Consider the following 17,542-nt stretch of genomic DNA (forward strand, 5'->3'; position numbering starts at 1 on the left):
GCGTGAGCGCTTCCATCCCTCGCCTGGTCAATGGCTTGTCCGTCGATGTCGAAGACTGGTTCCAGGTCGGCGCGTTCGAGAACGTGATCGATCGGCGGAGCTGGGAATCGCTGTCCGACCGGGTGGAACGCAATGTCGAGCGGATCCTTGAGCTGTTTGCATCCTGCGAGGTCCACGGCACCTTCTTCACGCTAGGCTGGGTGGCAGCGCGCCATGGTCCGCTGATGCGGCGGATCGTCGAAGCCGGGCACGAATTGGCCAGCCATGGCTGGGACCATGCGCGCGTCTTCACGCTGGGACGTGACGCCTTTGCCCGCGATGTCGAGCGCGCCCGCAAGGTGCTGGAAGATGCCGCCGGCGTTGCGATCACCGGCTACCGCGCTCCCAGTTTCTCGATTGATCAGCGCACGCCCTGGGCCTACGAAGTGCTCGCCGAACAGGGCTATGCCTATAGCTCGAGCGTCGCGCCGATCACCCATGATCACTATGGCTGGCGCGATGCGCCGCGCTTTGCCTTCCGGCCATTGCCTTCGTCCTCGCTGGTCGAAATTCCGGTTACGACGGCGCAGTTTGCCGGCAAGCGGCTGGCGGCCGGCGGCGGGGGGTTCTTCCGCGTCCTACCTTATGCCTTTTCGCGCTGGGCGATCCGCCAGGTGAACACGCAGGACCGGCGCCCGGCAGTGTTCTATTTCCATCCGTGGGAGATTGACCCGGCCCAGCCACGCGTGGCCGGAGCGCCGCTGCGTTCGAAACTGCGGCACTATACCAACCTCGACGTTATGGCGGAAAAGCTGGAGCAGCTGATCCGCGAATTCGCTTGGGGCCGCATGGACCGGCTTGCCCATCATGAGGCGCAAACAGCCGTGGATCTGGCCGCGTGAACGCGCCGTTCCGCCATGCCGCGACACCGGTCGTGCTCGACCCGGCCGAGCGCGACACTTTCGCGCGGATTGACGCCTTTGTCGCGGGTCATCCGGATGCAACGCCCTTCCATCGCCCGGCCTGGCTGACCGCCGTGGCGCGCGGCTCAGGCAACAAGGCGCTGGTGCTGGGGCTGGAGCACGGGCCGGACCTGACGGCGGTATTGCCTTTGTTGGAGGTGCATTCGCCGCTGTTTGGCCGGGTGCTTGTCTCCAGCGGTTTCGGTGTTGGTGGCGGTATCCTGGCGACGGGGCGGGGGCAGGCTGACGCCTTGCTCGCGTTCGCCGAAGACCAGGCGCTGCGGCGCTCCTGTCCAACGATCGAATTGCGCGGCGGCCCTTTGCCGCGGGATCGCGCGGGCTGGCACGTTCGCCACGATTCTCATTGCGGCTATGTCGCTGACCTTGCGACCGACGATGAGGCGCAATTGCTGTGGGTTCCTCGCAAGCAGCGCGCGGAAGTACGCAAAGGTCTGGCCGCCGACCTGATAGTGTCGGTCGGCAGCGCCCAGGCCGATCGCGACGCGCACTACGCGGTCTATGCCGAAAGCGTCCGCAATCTTGGCACCCCGGTTTTTCCGAAGCGCCTCTTTGCCGAAGTGCTCGATGCCTTTGGCGAGGACGCCGATATCCTGACCGTCTCACACCAGGGCCAGCCGGTGGCCAGCGTCCTCTCGCTGTATCATCGCGGCGCTGTCATGCCTTACTGGGGTGGCGGCACCCATGCGGCGCGCAAGCTGCGCGCCAATGACCGAATGTATTTTGAATTGATGCTCAACGCCCGCAGGCGCGGCTGCGCGCGGTTCGATTTCGGCCGCTCCAAGGTCAATTCGGGGGCGGGCGAGTTCAAGAAGAACTGGGGGTTCGAAGCTGAACCGCTCGGCTATGCCAGCTGGACCGCGCCAGGAGCCGAAGCGCGCGATGCCGATCCGACCAGCGATCGCCATGCCAATCGCATCGCACTATGGAAGAAGCTGCCCTTGCCGGTGGCCAATCTGGTCGGCCCATGGATCGCCCGGGGGCTGGCATGAACAACGAGATCCTGTTCATCTCGCACCGGATGCCATTTCCCCCCGATCGCGGGGACAAAATTCGTTCGCACCATATTCTGAAGCGCTTGGCGGCGCTGGCTCCGGTCCATGTCGCGACCTTTGCCGATGACGAGCGCGATCTGGCCGAAGAGGTGGAGCTGGCGGCAATTGCCCGCAGCTATCGGCTGGTTCGCAGGGTAAAGCCGCTGATCGTTGCGGGCATGCAATCACTGGTACAGCGGGTCCCGGTCAGCTTGCCGGCCTTCGCCAATGCCGAATTGGCGAGTTATATCGAACAGGTTCTGCGCGAGCGTCAAATCGGCACGATCTTCGTCTTTTCGGGGCAGATGGGGCAATACATTCCGGCATGGTTCAATGGACGGGTGGTTTTCGATTTCGTCGATGTCGATTCCGCCAAGTTCGAGGCCTATGCCGATCGCGACACGGGGCTGCGGCGCTGGATCAACGCGCGCGAGGCGCGCCTGTTACGGGCGGAAGAAGAGCGCCAGGCCCGGCGCGCCGCCATAAGCCTATTGGTTTCTGCCGAGGAAGCTGCGTTGTTTCGCTTGCGGCTTTCACCCGAAGCTGCGGCGACGTGCGATGTCCGTGCCCTGCGCAACGGAATTGACAGCAAGTTCTTCGATCCGGCGACGGTGCGTCCGGCGGCCAGGATGATGGAGCACGCTGGACCGAAGCTGATCTTCACAGGTCAGATGGACTACGCGCCCAACATCGAGGCCGCGCTGCGGATGATCGAGCGACTGATGCCGTGGATCCGCGCACATCGGCCCGACGCCACCTTTCATGTTGTCGGACGCAACCCGCCTGACGAACTGACCCGCTTCGACGGTCAGGACGGCATTCATGTCTGGGGCGGGGTCGACGATATTCGCACTTGGCTGGCCGCCGCGGATATGGCGGTGGTACCGCTGGAGATTGCTCGCGGGGTCCAGAACAAGGTGCTCGAGGCCATGGCCATGGCCTTGCCGGTCGTCTTGACCAGCGCCGCAGCCGCTGGGATCGGCGGCGCCGATGGCAAGCATTTTGCCGTGGCGGACAGCGACGACGCGCTGGTTGATCGGATCTCCGCCTTCCTGTCCCATTCCCGTCTTGGCGCGACGATCGGGAAAGCTGCGCGCCGCCACGTGGTCGACAACCTCAGCTGGCAAGCCAGCCTCGCGCTGCTGCCCGAAATGCTCGGCATTGGCGAGGCGCGCAAGCGCAATGCCGCCTGAGAGCCTACAGCTAACCTCGGCCCATGCCGGTACGAGCCCATGGCGCAATGCGTTGGTGTGGCTTGGCTTGGTATGGGCGGGGCTAATCCTTGCGTTCGCTGGCGACTGGCTGATGATGGCACAGCACTGGTGGGACAGTTCGACCTATAACCATATCCTGCTGATCCCCCCGATCCTGGTCTGGCTTGTATCGCTCCGGGTCGATGAACTGCGCAAGCTCGTGCCGGTGACCTGGGCTCCCGGATTGTTGTTCGTGGCCAGCGGCGTGCTGCTCTGGGTGTTGGGAAGATTCGCCGGGTTCAGCCTGGTTCAGCAGGCTGGCGCGGTACTGGTCCTGCCCGGCAGCCTGCTGACCCTCTTGGGCCCGCGTGTGGGGTTGGGACTGATGTTTCCGCTGGGCTACATGGCCTTCCTGGTGCCTTTTGGCGATGAAGTGGTGCCGCAGCTCCAGATGATAACGGCTGCGCTGACGATCGGCCTGGTGAAGCTGAGCGGCATTCCGGCGGTTATCGATGGCGTGTTCATCGATACGCCGGCAGGCCTGTTCGAAGTGGCGGAGGCTTGCTCGGGCGTGAAGTTCCTGATTGCGATGATCGCGCTTGGGGCGCTGGTCGCGAACGTCTGCTTCCGTAGCTGGAAGCGCCGCCTGTTGTTCATGGCGCTGTGCATCGTCGCCCCGATCCTGGCCAATGGCGTGCGCGCCTGGGGAACGATCCTTGCGGCCCAGTATGTCGGTGCCGAGAAGGCCGGCGGGTTCGATCATATAGTCTATGGCTGGTTCTTCTTTGCACTGGTGATTGCGGCGGTGCTCGGCCTGTCGTGGCGCCATTTCGACCGGGCGGTGGATGATCCGATCATCGATGGGGAAGCACTTGCAGCGATGAAGCTGCCGGCACTGTTTGATCGCAGCGCGATTGCCGCTCCGCTTGCGATCCTGCTCTGCGGTGGCCTGGTGCTCAGTGGCCAGGCCTGGGCCCGCAAGGCCGAAGCGTTGCTCGCACCGATGCCGCAGCAGATATTCCTCCCCGCAGTGCCGGGTTGGCAGCGGGTTGACTACGCGCCTGTCGTACCGTGGGAGCCGCGCGCGGCCGGGGCCGAGCATCGCCTGCTTGGGCGCTATGCCGATGCCAGCGGACGCAAGGTCGATGTGTTCCTTGCGCTCTATCCGGCACAAACCGAGGGCCGCGAGGCAACCGGCTTCGGCGAGGGTGCTCTGCGAGAGGACAGCGAGTGGTCATGGAACAGCGCCGGACCACACACCCGTGACGCCAAATCAGATCTGCTGCGGGCCCGGGGCAGCGTGGAACGCCTAGCCCAGACCTATTACCGCAACGGCGATCTGCTGACTGGAAGCGCACTCAAGCTCAAGCTGGCGACGATTGAGGATCGCCTGCTGCTGCGGCGAAATCCGACCGTGATGCTGATCCTTTCGGTCGAGGCAAGCGGTGCGGAAGACCCAGGCACCACGCTGGACCGGTTTCGGCAGGCGACGGGCCCAGTCGGGCCATGGATGGACCGCATCGTAGCGCTCCGCTAGGCGACAACACCTATGTGCGGAATTGCCGGGATCTTCCACCTGACCACGCCGAAGCCGGTCGACCCCGCCAGGGTCGAGCGGATGTGCACAGCGATGGCGCATCGCGGGCCCGATGGGCAGGGCGTCTGGACCGCTCCCGGAGTGGGCCTGGGCCACTTGCGGCTGTCAATCATCGACCTCGCCGGATCGCCGCAGCCGATGGCCTCCAGCGACGGTCGTGCCATGTTGGTGTTCAACGGAGAGATCTACAACTATCGCGAGCTGCGCGAGGAACTGCGCGCCAGCGGGGCGATCTTCCGCACCGATGGCGATAGCGAGGTGATCCTTGCTGCCTGGCAGAAGTGGGGGCCGGCCTGCTTGCCGCGTCTGCACGGGATGTTCGCCTTTGCGATCTACGACCTTGAGGGCCGCACTTTATTCCTTGCTCGTGACCGGCTTGGCGTGAAGCCGCTGTTCTATGCTCCGCTCAGCGATGGCAGCCTGGCCTTCGCCTCCGAGCTCAAGGGTCTGGCTGCCCACCCCCTGCTTCGCCGCGAAGTCGATCCGCTCGCGATCGAGGATTATCTGGCTTGGGGTTACGTCCCCGATCACCGTTCGATCCTGGCTGGCGTGCATAAGCTTCCCGCAGGGCACTCGCTGCTGCTGAAACACGGCACTGCGCTGCCGCAGCCAGCGCAGTGGTGGGATGTCAGCTTTGCCCAGCGCCGCCAAGGGCGGGCAGCGGACCTTGAGGCCGAACTGCTGCACCTGCTGCGCCAGGCCGTGACTTCGCGGATGGTATCGGACGTCCCGCTTGGTGCCTTCCTGTCAGGCGGGGTAGACAGCTCCAGCGTTGTCGCGTTGATGGCAGAGGCTAGCCGCAGCCCGGTCAATACGTGCAGCATCGGCTTCGATGAGGCCTCGCTCGACGAGACCGCCTATGCCCGGCTTGTCGCCGAACGCTTCGGCAGCAACCACCGCGCCCGCGTGGTTGGCAGTGACGACTTCGAACAGGTCGGCACACTGGTCGCGATGTTCGACGAACCCTTCGCTGATGCCTCGGCGCTGCCGACCTGGCGTGTCAGCCAATTAGCGCGCGAAACGGTGACGGTCGCCCTGTCTGGAGATGGGGCGGACGAAGCGCTTGCCGGCTATCGTCGCCATCGGTTTCATCATGCTGAAGAGCGCGTCAGAGGCGTGCTTCCTGGCGCCTTGCGTAAACCTCTGTTCGGCGCACTGGGGGCGCTCTATCCAAAGGCAGATTGGGCCCCGCGCTCGCTGCGCGCAAAGGCGACATTCCAGTCGCTCGCTCTGGACGGCGCAGAAGGTTACGCCCGGGCGGTAGGGTTTGCACCGCCAGAACTGCGCGAGCGGCTTTATTCGTCTGATTTCCTGCGCGAGCGTGGGGATTATCGGGCTGAGCAGGTCTTTGTGGACCTAATGCGGCGGGCTCCGGCGCGCTCCGGACTGGACCGGGCGCAATACGCCGATCTGAAGTTCTGGCTGCCGGGTGACATCCTGACCAAGGTCGATCGCACCTCGATGGCCGTCAGCCTTGAGGCGCGCGAGCCGCTGCTTGATCATCGCCTGATAGAATTCGCTGCGGCGCTCCCGGAAGGGCTCCGGCTGCGGGGCGGACAGGGCAAATGGTTGATGAAGCAGGCCATGCGCCGCTATCTCCCCGATGAAGTGCTGTTCCGGCCCAAGCAAGGCTTCGTTACGCCGATCAGTCAGTGGCTGCGCGGGCCGCTGGCAGGCGCAGCCCGAGCAATCGGCAGTAGCGCCCCGCTTGCCCGAACCGGGTGGTTCGATGGCGCCGCGCTCGGCCGGATTGCCGAAGAGCACATCTCTGGCGGCAGCGATCATGGCCGTCTGCTGTGGCAGTTGCTCATGCTCGATAGATCGCTCGCGCGATTGGGGATCATCGCCTGACGGCCTTGACCGCGTTCTAGCTTCGGGTAGCTTCCGCTTGTGAATCTTCGAGATTCCAGGGGAGGCTAATAATGGGCGAAACGCCCGCGGGGAGCGCGAAATCAGGCCGGCTGAAGCAGGCGATCCTGCTGATTATCCTTGCCGGTTTGATCTTTCTGGGCGGTCGCTGGGCCGGCCTATGGGGCGGCGCCGACGATGGCCAGCTCAAGCTTTACGGCAACGTCGAGATTCGCGAAGTCCAGCTTGGCTTCCGTGTTGGCGGGCGGATCAGCAAGCTTTATGTCGACGAAGGTGACCGGGTTGTCCCTGGCCAGGTCCTGGCTGAACTCGATACCCGCCCGCTTGATGACCGTCTGGCAGGAGCGGCAGCGCGGCTTGATGCCGCCAGCGCAGCGGCGCAACGCGATGCCAATGGTTCTCGCCCGCAAGAAGTGGGTGAGGCGCGCGCCGCCGTTGCTGCTGCCGAAGCGCGGCTGATCGAGGCGCGCCGCCAGTTCGAACGCCGCCAGGCGCTGGTCGACAAGGGCTTTATCAGCAAGGCCGATGTCCAGACCGCCGAAGCTGGCGTTGCCGCCGCCGAAGCCAGCCTGTCTGCAGCCCGCAATTCGCTGTCGCTGGCTGAGGAAGGTGTCCGTGCCGAGGATCGCGCGGCGAGCGAGGCTTCACGCAATGCCGCCTTTGCCGAGCGCCGATCCGTGCAGACAGACCTTTCGGACGCCCGGATCATCGCTGCGGAACAAGGCCAGGTCCTGACCCGGGCGAGGGAATTGGGTGCAATCGTCCAGCCCGGCCAGACTGTTCTGACCGTAGCCCTGACCCAGCCGGTCCGCGTCCGTGCCTATGTTGCCGAGCCCGACCTTCCCAAGATCCGTCCCGGTATGGCGGTGACGGTCAGCGTTGACGGCAGTGACAAGCGCTGGCCGGCCAGAATCGGCTACATCGCGCCAGTTGCAGAGTTCACTCCCAAGACCGTGCAGACCGAACAGTTGCGGGCCGACCTGGTCTATCGCCTGCGGCTCACGGTTGATGATCCCCGGGGTGAATTGCGCCAGGGGCAACCGGTCACTGTTTCCATTCCCGCCGACGGAAAGCGTTGACGGCGCGTCATGGCGGAGGCGCCGCTCCTCCGGCTTGAAGGCGTAACCAAGCGCTTCAAGGGTGCGCGCCGCGGTGCGCCGCCGGTCGAAGCTCTGCGCGGCGTATCGCTGTGCTTGGCACCCGGACGGCGGCTCGGTTTGGTCGGGCCGGATGCCGGCGGCAAGACCACGCTGATGCGTATCTTCGCCGGATTGGTGACTGCCGATGGCGGCACGGTCGAACTGCTTGGTGGCCCGCCCGACCAGCTTGATCGGAGCCAGGTGGGCTATATGCCGCAAGGCGGGGCGCTTTATGCCGAATTGACCGTGCGTCAAAATCTTGAACTCTATGCCCGGCTGCGCGGTGTGGAGCCACAAGACAGCCCCGAGCGGATGGAGCACCTCTATCGGCTGACCGGTCTGGCGCAGTTCCAGGATCGCCCTGCTGGCAAGCTCTCTGGTGGCATGCGGCAGAAACTGGCGATGGCCTGCGCAGTGGTCGCCGCACCACGGCTGATGTTGCTGGATGAGCCATCGGTCGGGGTCGATCCCGTTTCGCGGCAAGAGATCTGGCAACTGGCGATGGACCTGTCTGGTCCTGGCACCAGCCTGGTCTGGACCACCAACATCCTTGAAGACGCAGCCCGGTGCGATGAAATCGTCCTGCTGCACGAAGGCGAGATCCGCTATCACGGGCCGCCCGATGGTCTGGCTGAAGGCGCCAGGGGGCGCTGCTATTCGCGGCATCTGCCGGACGGTGTACGCCGCCAGGCGTTGCAGGATCTGCTGCTTGATCCTGCGGTCGTTTCGGGTCGGATCGAAGGCGGCGAGCTGCATGCGCTGACCCGGCATGCCGCGGCACCAGCAGGTGGCGGTTGGAAAGCGGTGGCTGCTCGCCCCGATGAAGGCTTTGCCGCCATGCTTGACGATGGTGTGCCGCTGCAGCCAAGCGCCCTGGCCGAGGCCTTTCCGCTGCGGCTTGATCAGCCCGATCAGCCCGCTATCGCGGCGATCGGGCTTACCCGGCGGTACGGAGATTTTGTCGCGGCGCAGGACATTTCCTTCTCGGTCAGGCCAGGCGAGATTTTCGGCCTGCTTGGACCAAACGGTGCCGGGAAATCGACCACTTTCCGGATGCTCTGCGGTCTCGCGACACCGAGTGCAGGGCGAGGCACCGTGGCCGGCCGCGACTTGTCCGTGGCGAGTGCCGAAGCGCGGCAGGCGCTGGGCTATATGCCGCAGAAGTTTTCACTCTACGGCGATCTGACTGTTGCTGCCAATCTCAAGTTCGTGGCCGGAGCTTATGGCCTGACCGGCAGTGCGCAGGCCTCTGCAATCGAGCGGGTTGTCTCTGCGCTCGGATTGGAACCCTATCTCGACTCTGCCTCTGGCCTGCTTCCGTTGGGCGTAAAGCAACGGCTGGCGCTGGGTGCGGCGGTGCTGCACACGCCGCCTGTGCTCTTCCTTGATGAGCCGACCTCTGGCGTCGATCCTTTGGTTCGGCGCGAATTCTGGCACCACATCAACGCTATTGCCGCGCGCGGCACAGCGGTGCTGGTGACCACGCACTTCATGGACGAGGCCGAAAATTGCGATCGGGTGCTGGTGATCAATCGTTCGCAGACGATTGCACAGGGTACGCCCGACGAACTGCGGCGATCCATCCTGGGCGGCGAGGCTGCATCCTCGCTTGAAGCGGCATTCTTCAGTCTGATCGATACGCAGCGCCGGGCCCTGGCGGAGGTTGCGGCATGAGCGGTCGCGATCCGCTGTTCTGGCGCCGGGCCGCCGCGATCCGGGCCAAGGAATGGGCGCAAATCTGGCTCGATCCCTCCACCTTCGGGCTGGTCGTGCTGATGCCGCTGATCCTGATGTTCCTGTTTGGCAGCGCGGTTACTCTTGACGTCCACGGCACAAGGACCGGGCTGATCGACCTGGATCGGACCAGCGCCTCACGCGATCTTGCGGCCACGTTATCGAACAATTCCTATTTCCGGATTGCCGAAAAGGACAGCGTAGCTGCGGCCGAACCGGCGCTGCGCAGTGGCGCTTTACGGGGCTTCGTGGTGATTCCGGACGGGTTTGAACGCGATCTGTCCAGCGGGCAGGCGCCGATCGTCCAACTGGTTACCGATGGCTCGCAGGTCAATACGGCAACCCTGCTGGCCAGTAACCTGCGCGGTACCCTGCGCGCCTGGAGCCAGGCCAAGGCGCGTGAGCAGGATCAGTCGTTCCGGCCCCCGCTAAGCCTCATTGCACGTTATACCTACAATCCTGAGCTTGAGAGCCGGTACATGCTGGTGCCCGGCGCGATCGGTATCGTCATGGCAATGATCGGCAGCCTGCTCACTGCCCTGATTATGGCTCGGGAGTATGAGCGCGGGACCATGGAGGGCCTGCTTTCGACCCCGATCTCAATCCCCGGTCTCGTGCTCAGCAAGCTCCTCCCCTATTACGTGCTGGGCCTCGCTTCGACAGCGATTTGCGTTGCCGTTGCTGTGGTCGGCTATGGCTTGCCGTTCCGCGGTTCGTTCCTGGCATTGTTCCTGGTCTCCTCCGCCTTCCTGGCGGCCGTGCTGGGGCAGGGGCTGCTGATCTCTGCCGGGACCAAGAACCAGTTCGTTTCGACGCAGTTCGCGCTGCTTTCGGGCTTCCTGCCCTCACTGCTGCTATCGGGCTTTCTGTTCGAGATCGATTCCATGCCAATCGCCATCCAGTGGCTGACCTATATCGTGCCGGCCCGCTATCTGATTCCGCCACTGCAAAGCGTGTTCCTAGTAGGCGATATCTGGTCGATGTTTCTGCCCAATATCCTGGCTCTGTTGGGGTTCGGGGCGTTCTTCTTCCTGCGCGTGACGCGCGCAATCAAGCGGCAGATCGCATGAGCGGGGCCCTGGTCCGGATTATGGCCATGGCGCTCAAGGAGCTTGCCGTGGTGCTGCGCGATCGGCGCGTCCTCACCACGCTGGTCGCCAGCCCGGTGATCCAGTTGGTGCTGTTTGGCCTGGCCACAACACTTGAGGTGAAGAACGTCTCGCTTGGCCTGGTCAATCGCGACACCGGCATCGCTTCCGAGCAGTTCCTGGCAGCAGTCGGCGCGACCCGCAATGTCGGGGAAGTTATCGTTTATCCCAATGAAAAGGCGCTCGGCGAAGCGATCGAGCAGCGAGAAGTGCTGGGCGGGCTGATCCTGCCGCCGGACCTTTCGGCCCGGGTTGCGCGCGGTGAGGGCGGAGAGATCGGCCTGCTGCTTGATGGCCGCAGAGTGAATGCAGCTCAGATAGTTACAGCTTATCTTTCAGAGATCGCTGCAACAACCGGCTTGGCCCTTCAGCCCGGCGCGAGTGGTCCTGACCTGGCAGTGCGCAATTGGTACAACCCGAACCTTGACTACAGCTGGTTCACCCTTCCGGGGATGATAGCTGTGATCACAACGGTTCTGGTCCTGTCGGTCTCAGTCCAGGCCGTCGCTCGGGAGCGTGAGTTTGGAACATACGACCAGTTGATGGCCCTGCCGATGCGGCACTGGGAGATCCTGCTGGGCAAGGCGGTTCCCGCCTTTCTGGTCGGGCTGTTCAATGGTTCGTTTTACGTGACGATGGTTGCCTGGCTGTCGGATGTCCCGTTTCTGGGTTCTTATGCCTTGATTGTATTGGCTATCGCTGCATTCAGCCTGGCCGTTAGCTCGATCGGATTGGCAATATCCAGCGTTGCAGCCAACCAGCAGCAAGCATTTTTGGGCGGCTTCCTGGTGATCGTCCCGATGATCCTCCTTTCGGGCTATGCAAGTCCGATTGATGGAATGCCGGCTTGGCTTCAGCCAATCGCAGCCGTCGATCCGCTCAGTCACTTGCTGGCAGTATGCCACGGCGTCTTCCTCAAGAATATGCCTTCGGCGATGATCATGGACCATATCTGGCCGATGATTCTGGTCTCAATCATCGCCTTCGGTGTGGGTCACACCCTGTTGCGTGGACGCAGCAACTGATCAGAAATTGGACTCGGCTCACCGCATGCCGGAAAGAAATCCTTTGCCAAGCGACTCCGCCCTCGGTTAAATTCGTCGAAATGGGGGGTAAGTGGTTTTACTCACTTAGCTAAAACGGGTTACGCGCGAGGCAGTTATGGATCGACTTTCAGGCGATCTTTCAGGTTCTGAAACGCCTCTCGAAGAAGCGGAGGGGGCCATGTCAGACGGCAATAGCCATGCTGCGGCCCTGCTCCAGCAGGCGCGGATGCGTTTATCGATTCCCGATGAGCTATTCGCACTGAATGAACTCGATGTGCTTTACAGCGAGCGTGAAGAAACCCTGTGGACCTATATGCGGCCCGCCGGACGACCCAGCTTTACGCCGCCGATGCTGGCTGATTTCAGCAGCTGGCAGCGCCTGATCGCAGCGCATTTCGGCCCGGACCGGGTGCCGCTGAAGTACCTCGTGCTCGGCAGCCGCGCTCCTGGCGTGTTCTGCTTCGGCGGCGATCTGGAACTTTTTGCTGGGCTGATCCGTGAGGGCAATCGCGACGCCCTCGCGGCCTATGGCTATCGCTGCGTGGAAATTCTGCATCGGAACATTCATGCGCTCGATCTGCCGATCCTGACCATTGGCATGGTCCAGGGTCAGGCCCTGGGGGGCGGTTTTGAGGCGCTGCTGTCGTTCGACTACATCATTGCCGAGCGTGGCTCATCGTTTGCCCTGCCCGAAGTAATGTTTGGCCTGTTCCCTGGCATGGGTGCCCACGCGATCCTCTCGCGCCGCCTTGGCCAGGCCATGGCTGATCGGATCATTATGGGCAATGAAACCTATTCGGCCGAAGCGATGTACGAGCTTGGCATTGTCCACCACCTCGCCGAACCTGGTGAGGGCGAAGCGGCAGTACGCGACTTCATCGCCAAATCGAGCCGCCGTCATGCCGGCCTGGTTGGCGCACGTCGCGCGAGCCGGCGGGCCAACGATGTATCGCTCTCCGAACTGCGTGATATCGTCGACTATTGGGCCGCTGCGGCGCTGCAGCTGCGTGAGCAGGATCTCAAGCTGATGCAGCGCCTCGCCGGAGCTCAGGCCCGATTGCCGCGAGCTGCGGCCTAGCGCGAGTCCACCAGGACCACTTCGCAATCACTCACCGCTTCGACGGTTATGCTAGTCTCACCTGTCACCGCCACGCCATCACGCTGCTGCGCTTGGATGCCGTTCACACGGATCGTGCCAGTGGGGGCCACCAGGTACACGTGCCGCTGCGCGTCAGTTGACCAGGTTGCGATCTCGCCAGGGGCGAGCGTGGCGGCTGCTATCTTGGCATCGGCCCGGATCGACAGCGCCTGATCGGCCTCGGGAGTGCCGCTGGCCACAACCTCCCAGCGTCCCGCGCGCTCGCCACGTGGAAACTCGCGTTGGCCCCAACTGGGTGCTTCGCCATTTCGATCGGGTAGGATCCAGATCTGGAACAGGGTCGTCGTCTCGTCTTCAAGGTTGTATTCGGCGTGGACGATCCCGGTACCTGCGCTCATCACCTGCACATCGCCGGCACCAGTCCGGCCCTTGTTGCCAAGGCTGTCCTGATGCGTGATCGCGCCGGAGCGAACGAAGGTGACGATCTCCATGTCGTTGTGTGGGTGCGGCGGAAAACCGCTCCGCGCGGCGATCGTATCGTCGTTCCACACGCGGATCGCGCCCCAACCCATCCGGGCGGGATCGTAATAGGAAGCGAAGCTGAAGTGATGGCGGGCGTCCAGCCAGCCGTGGTTCGCATGGCCCAGGCCAGCAAAGGGTCTTACTTCGATCATGTCTGCTATCCACCTCGGCGGGGTGTTGCCGCCGGAATGCTCGGTAGATGGGGGTAGGGCGGACTATTTCAACCCTGCTCGCCGTGGCCGAGGGCCAGGTAGTCGGCGCTCTGCATTTCCATCAGTCGGCTGACCGTCCGTTCGAATTCGAACCGGCCGTCGCCTGTGGCATAGAGCTCTTCCGGCGCGGCATCGGCAGTGGCGAGCAGCTTGACCTTCTGCTCGTATAGCGCGTCGATCAAGGTAACGAAGCGGGCCGCCTCGTTGCGGTTCTCCGGCCCCATCTTGGGAATGCCGACCAGAATCACAGTGTGATAGGTCTGCGCAATCGCAAGGTAATCGGGCGCGCCGCGGGCTTCTGCGCAGAGCCGCTTGAAGCTGAACACGGCCACGCCCTTAAGGCTCTTGGGGACATGCAGGATCCGTCCGCCGCCGACGTCAAGATCGGCCGAGGGCACATGATCGGCATCCTCGGGCGGGTAATCGGTCAGGCGAAAGAAGGCTTCGCGCACCTGGGCCGTGGCGGCATCGCCCAGCGGGGTATGCCAGGTCGCCATGCCGCCAAGGCGCTCCAGCCTGTAATCAACCGGTCCGTTCAGCGCCATCACGTCAAGCTCGCGCTCGATCAGGGCGATGAATGGCAGAAAGTGCTCACGGTTGAGGCCGTCCTTGTAGAGTTCGTTTGGTGCCCGGTTGCTGGTGGTGACAATGACCAGCCCGTGCTGCGTGATCAGCGCGGTGAACAGCCGGCTCATGATCATCGCATCGGCTGAATTGTTCACCACCATCTCGTCGAAGGCGAGCACGCGCAGGCCCTCGGCGATGGCAGCGGCGACCGGCGGGATCGGATCGCCGCTCTCGCTCTTTCGAGCATCGCGCAGGCGAGCATGGACTTCCTGCATGAAGGCATGGAAGTGGACGCGTCGCTTGTCGGGAATGGCCAGGCTGTCGTGGAACAGGTCCATCAGCATCGATTTGCCGCGGCCTACGCCGCCCCACAGATAGAGGCCGCGTGGCGCCGGTGCTTTCCTGCTGAACAGCTTGCCGAGCAGGCCGCTTGCTTGCGGTGCTTCAAGTTCCTGCTGCAATTGCGCCAGTCGCACGGCGGCAGCGCGCTGTTCGGGGTCGGGCCGCAGCTCCCCTGCTGAAACGAGCGCTTCGTAACGCGCGAGCAGCGCGCTCATTTGGCCGAAGGTTTCCGAACGATGCCTGAAAAGCTTGCGACCAGGTGTTCGTCGCCTTCGCCCTGGACCACCGTGCCGCGCATGAATACGAGGCGCTTGGTCTCACGCATGACTTCAACCACCGCGTCGAGCGGTTTGCTTAGTGCGCCGGCGCCAATGAACTGGCTCGACAGCTCCAGCGTAACCGACCCGCCCGCATTGCCGTTGAGGAGGGTGCGCATTGCCGCGAACAGGGCGATGTCGATCAGCGCCAGGGTAACCGCACCATGCACCATGTCGAGCAGGTTCGAATGCTTACGTTCGGGGAACATCCGTACCCGGCAGGTCCGATCACTTTCGGCCCGGACCAGCATCCGCCCCATGGTCTGGGCGTTGAACCGGGTATCGTCCGCCAATTCCCAGCGATGCCAGCCTGGATTCTCTGGGTCGGGCTCGTAAATGAAGCCGCGCTGATCGACCACTTAGACGTGCAGCCTGTCAAGCATGCCTGGTAGCCTGCATCTTCTTGATTTCGGCAATCGCCCGCGCCGGGGACAGGCCCTTGGGGCACACATTGGCGCAGTTCATGATCGTATGGCAGCGATAGAGCCGGAAGGGATCCTCCAACTCGTCCAGTCGCTCACCGGTCATCTCATCGCGGCTGTCGGCCAGCCAGCGATAGGCCTGGAGCAGGATAGCCGGACCCAGGAACTTGTCGCTGTTCCACCAGTAGCTGGGGCAGGACGTCGAGCAGCAGGCGCACAGGATGCACTCATAAAGTCCATCCAGCTTTTCACGCTGTTCCGGCGATTGCAGGCGCTCCTTGCCTGAGGGCGTGGTGCTGACCGTTTGCAGCCAAGGCCGGATCGATGCGTACTGGGCGTAGAAATGGGTAAAGTCCGGCACCAGGTCCTTGATCACTTCCATGTGCGGAAGCGGGGTGATGCGGATATCGCCGTTCAGATCCTCAATCGCGGTGGTGCAGGCAAGACCATTGCGGCCGTTGATATTCATCGCACAGGAACCGCAGATGCCTTCACGGCAGGAACGGCGGAAGGTCAGGCTGGGGTCCTGTTCGGACTTCATCTTGATCAGCGCGTCGAGCACCATCGGCCCACAACTGTCGAGATCGATCTCGAACGTGTCATACCGCGGATTTTCGCCGCTGTCGGGATCGTAGCGATAGACAGTAAACTTTTTCACGCGGGCAGCGCCATCAGCCTGGTGGTGCCGGGCCTTGCCCGTGATCTTGCTGTTAGCAGGAAGCGTGAAAGTAGCCATGTCGATCCCTGTCGCTGCGCGGCGGTATGGCCGCATTGCGTCCCCATCTAGCGATTCAGCGCGGCGGAGCAAGCATCTCTATGCAGGATTTTCAGCCGCCGGACATAAAGCCAAGCAGCCCGGTCACTGTCGCTGCAGCGGCCATTCCGGCAACCACCAGGATTGCCATCAATAAGGAGCGGAGAATGGCAGCCGAAGGCTCCTCCCGGTCGAGCCAGGCTAACCCGTCCGGGAGGAGCGAATGGGAAGGCTGCGACCCTGATCCAGGGAGCCGCGGCTGCTTTTGCGCAGCCGGACTGCTGGATGGACCCTCCACGCCGTTGCTCTGACCGGTCGATGTGCCGGATTGAACCTGAATTTTATTCCATGTTGGCGGAAAGGTGGCAGCAATCGTTTGCTCGCGGGCGAACTCCTGGCGGTAGAGCCGCGCCATTTCCCCGCGTGGAATTCCACCGAGGCGTCCGCGGATCAACTCGATCCGCTGGTTCACCGCGGACTCGGAAATGCCTAGCAGGCCGGCGATCTCCTTGCTGGTGCGATTGTCTGCGACCAGTGCCATCACCTCCCGCTGCTTGGAGGTCAGCTGGGGCAGCACCACGGGTTCAGGCATTGGCCGAATTTGCGGTTCCATATGCTGCAAAGCTTAGCACCTTGGTTTCCAGCGGCAATCGCTACAATGGATTGCAGCGCCGCAAATCCCCAGCAGGCTGCAGCCGTATCACCGGCCAGCGCGGGCTGCAGCCGCGACTGCGGCCGCAAATCCCTGGGGATCGTCTTCCTGGATGAAGTGCCCGCCGTGCAAGGTACTGTGCGGCATCCCCTTGGTTCCGGGGACGCGTTCCAGCCAGACTGCATCGCCGCCGCGGGTGATCGGATCACCATCGGAAAAGCAGCACAGGAATGGCTTGTGCCATTGGCGAAACACTTCCCAGGCCCGCAGTTGGTCAGGTACCGCCGGATTGCCCTTGAAGGGAACCAGCGGTGGATAGGCCCGGGCCGCCGCCTTGCTGGCTTTGGTTGGGAAGGGCGCGTCATAGGCGGCCACTTCAGCTTCGGTCAGCGGACGCCTGGTGCCGCGCTTGACGATTCCGCCGATCGGAAAAATCGGGCTGTACTTGGCAAAGGCGCGCCAGATCGCGAAGGCCCGGGGTGCGTCCTGCCCGTCCGGAAGCCCGCCATTTGACAAAGCGACGGCGGCAAACCGGTCCGGCATTTCCGCCACCACGCGCAGGCCGATCAACGAACCCCAGTCCTGGCAGCCTAGCGTGACATCCTCCAGATCGAGCGCTTCGACCCACTCCCGAATCCAGGCAACTTGACCGGCATAGGAATAACTGGATTGCCCCAGAACCTTGTCCGACCGCCCGAAGCCGATCAGGTCCGGAGCCAGGACCCGGAAGCCCTCAGCTGTCAGCAACGGGATCATGTGCCGCCACAGATAGCACCAGGTCGGCTCGCCATGCAGCAACAGAACCGGTCGCCCATCACGCGGGCCTTCATCGACATAGTGGAGGCGCAGGCCGGACCCGAGCGTATGGTAGCGCGGCACGAAGGGAAATTCCGGTAGATACCCAAACCGCTCGTCAGGCGTGCGATAGACCTGCAT

The 17,542-nt window shown here is 63.4% G+C and carries 16 protein-coding genes; 10 read left to right on the forward strand and 6 right to left on the reverse strand.

The genetic code is table 11. The features are described 5' to 3' along the window. The first annotated feature begins 2 nt into the window (after positions 1 to 2). The 10 genes from FRF71_RS12670 to FRF71_RS12715 all read left to right on the forward strand — a co-directional run bounded on the left by FRF71_RS12670 (position 3) and on the right by FRF71_RS12715 (position 12,797). A complete protein-coding gene (locus tag FRF71_RS12670; protein ID WP_147090990.1) occupies positions 3 to 881 on the forward strand; it encodes an XrtA system polysaccharide deacetylase in 879 nt (292 codons plus the stop codon). After that, positions 878 to 1,951, forward strand: a complete 1,074-nt coding sequence (locus FRF71_RS12675) for a FemAB family XrtA/PEP-CTERM system-associated protein (RefSeq protein ID WP_147090991.1) — start codon at positions 878 to 880, stop codon at positions 1,949 to 1,951. Before FRF71_RS12670 ends, FRF71_RS12675 begins: the two co-directional genes overlap by 4 nt. Continuing rightward, positions 1,927 to 3,186, forward strand: a complete 1,260-nt coding sequence (locus FRF71_RS12680) for a TIGR03087 family PEP-CTERM/XrtA system glycosyltransferase (RefSeq protein ID WP_147090992.1) — start codon at positions 1,927 to 1,929, stop codon at positions 3,184 to 3,186. The genes FRF71_RS12675 and FRF71_RS12680 overlap by 25 nt, the downstream gene beginning before the upstream one ends. After that, on the forward strand, positions 3,176 to 4,723 hold the full coding sequence (xrtA, locus tag FRF71_RS12685; protein WP_147090993.1) for an exosortase A: 1,548 nt from the start codon (positions 3,176 to 3,178) through the stop codon (positions 4,721 to 4,723). The genes FRF71_RS12680 and xrtA overlap by 11 nt, the downstream gene beginning before the upstream one ends. Positions 4,724 to 4,735: 12 nt before the next feature. Continuing rightward, on the forward strand, positions 4,736 to 6,634 hold the full coding sequence (locus FRF71_RS12690) for an XrtA/PEP-CTERM system amidotransferase (protein ID WP_147090994.1): 1,899 nt from the start codon (positions 4,736 to 4,738) through the stop codon (positions 6,632 to 6,634). A gap of 71 nt (positions 6,635 to 6,705) precedes the next feature. Then, on the forward strand, positions 6,706 to 7,731 hold the full coding sequence (locus FRF71_RS12695; protein ID WP_147090995.1) for an HlyD family secretion protein: 1,026 nt from the start codon (positions 6,706 to 6,708) through the stop codon (positions 7,729 to 7,731). A 9-nt stretch (positions 7,732 to 7,740) separates the two neighbouring features. Next, positions 7,741 to 9,465, forward strand: a complete 1,725-nt coding sequence (locus tag FRF71_RS12700) for an ATP-binding cassette domain-containing protein (protein ID WP_147090996.1) — start codon at positions 7,741 to 7,743, stop codon at positions 9,463 to 9,465. Next, positions 9,462 to 10,595 (forward strand): ABC transporter permease, encoded by a 1,134-nt coding sequence (locus FRF71_RS12705; RefSeq protein ID WP_147090997.1) that lies wholly within the window; start codon positions 9,462 to 9,464, stop codon positions 10,593 to 10,595. The genes FRF71_RS12700 and FRF71_RS12705 overlap by 4 nt, the downstream gene beginning before the upstream one ends. Continuing rightward, a complete protein-coding gene (locus FRF71_RS12710) occupies positions 10,592 to 11,698 on the forward strand; it encodes an ABC transporter permease (protein ID WP_147090998.1) in 1,107 nt (368 codons plus the stop codon). Before FRF71_RS12705 ends, FRF71_RS12710 begins: the two co-directional genes overlap by 4 nt. Positions 11,699 to 11,897: 199 nt before the next feature. Beyond that, a complete protein-coding gene (locus tag FRF71_RS12715; RefSeq protein ID WP_147090999.1) occupies positions 11,898 to 12,797 on the forward strand; it encodes a crotonase/enoyl-CoA hydratase family protein in 900 nt (299 codons plus the stop codon). Here the strand turns inward: FRF71_RS12715 and FRF71_RS12720 are convergent. From FRF71_RS12720 to FRF71_RS12745, 6 genes are all read right to left on the reverse strand, one after another. Next, positions 12,794 to 13,492 (reverse strand): pirin family protein, encoded by a 699-nt coding sequence (locus tag FRF71_RS12720; RefSeq protein ID WP_147091000.1) that lies wholly within the window; start codon positions 13,490 to 13,492, stop codon positions 12,794 to 12,796. The two genes, FRF71_RS12715 and FRF71_RS12720, sit on opposite strands and share 4 nt — an antisense overlap. A gap of 68 nt (positions 13,493 to 13,560) precedes the next feature. Continuing rightward, complete coding sequence (zapE, locus tag FRF71_RS12725; RefSeq protein ID WP_147091001.1) at positions 13,561 to 14,676, reverse strand: cell division protein ZapE; 1,116 nt, start codon at positions 14,674 to 14,676, stop codon at positions 13,561 to 13,563. Then, complete coding sequence (locus tag FRF71_RS12730; RefSeq protein ID WP_238339233.1) at positions 14,673 to 15,137, reverse strand: PaaI family thioesterase; 465 nt, start codon at positions 15,135 to 15,137, stop codon at positions 14,673 to 14,675. Before FRF71_RS12730 ends, zapE begins: the two co-directional genes overlap by 4 nt. Positions 15,138 to 15,153: 16 nt before the next feature. Next, positions 15,154 to 15,936, reverse strand: coding sequence for a succinate dehydrogenase iron-sulfur subunit (locus tag FRF71_RS12735; RefSeq protein WP_147091657.1), 783 nt, complete (start codon positions 15,934 to 15,936; stop codon positions 15,154 to 15,156). A gap of 91 nt (positions 15,937 to 16,027) precedes the next feature. Beyond that, entirely contained in the window at positions 16,028 to 16,567 is a 540-nt protein-coding gene (locus FRF71_RS12740; protein WP_147091002.1) for a helix-turn-helix transcriptional regulator, read from the reverse strand. Between the two features lie 87 nt (positions 16,568 to 16,654). Further along, a complete protein-coding gene (locus FRF71_RS12745) occupies positions 16,655 to 17,542 on the reverse strand; it encodes a haloalkane dehalogenase (RefSeq protein ID WP_147091003.1) in 888 nt (295 codons plus the stop codon).

It is taken from the genome of Novosphingobium ginsenosidimutans (genome assembly GCF_007954425.1).
GTDB classification, from domain to species: Bacteria; Pseudomonadota; Alphaproteobacteria; order Sphingomonadales; family Sphingomonadaceae; genus Novosphingobium; species Novosphingobium ginsenosidimutans.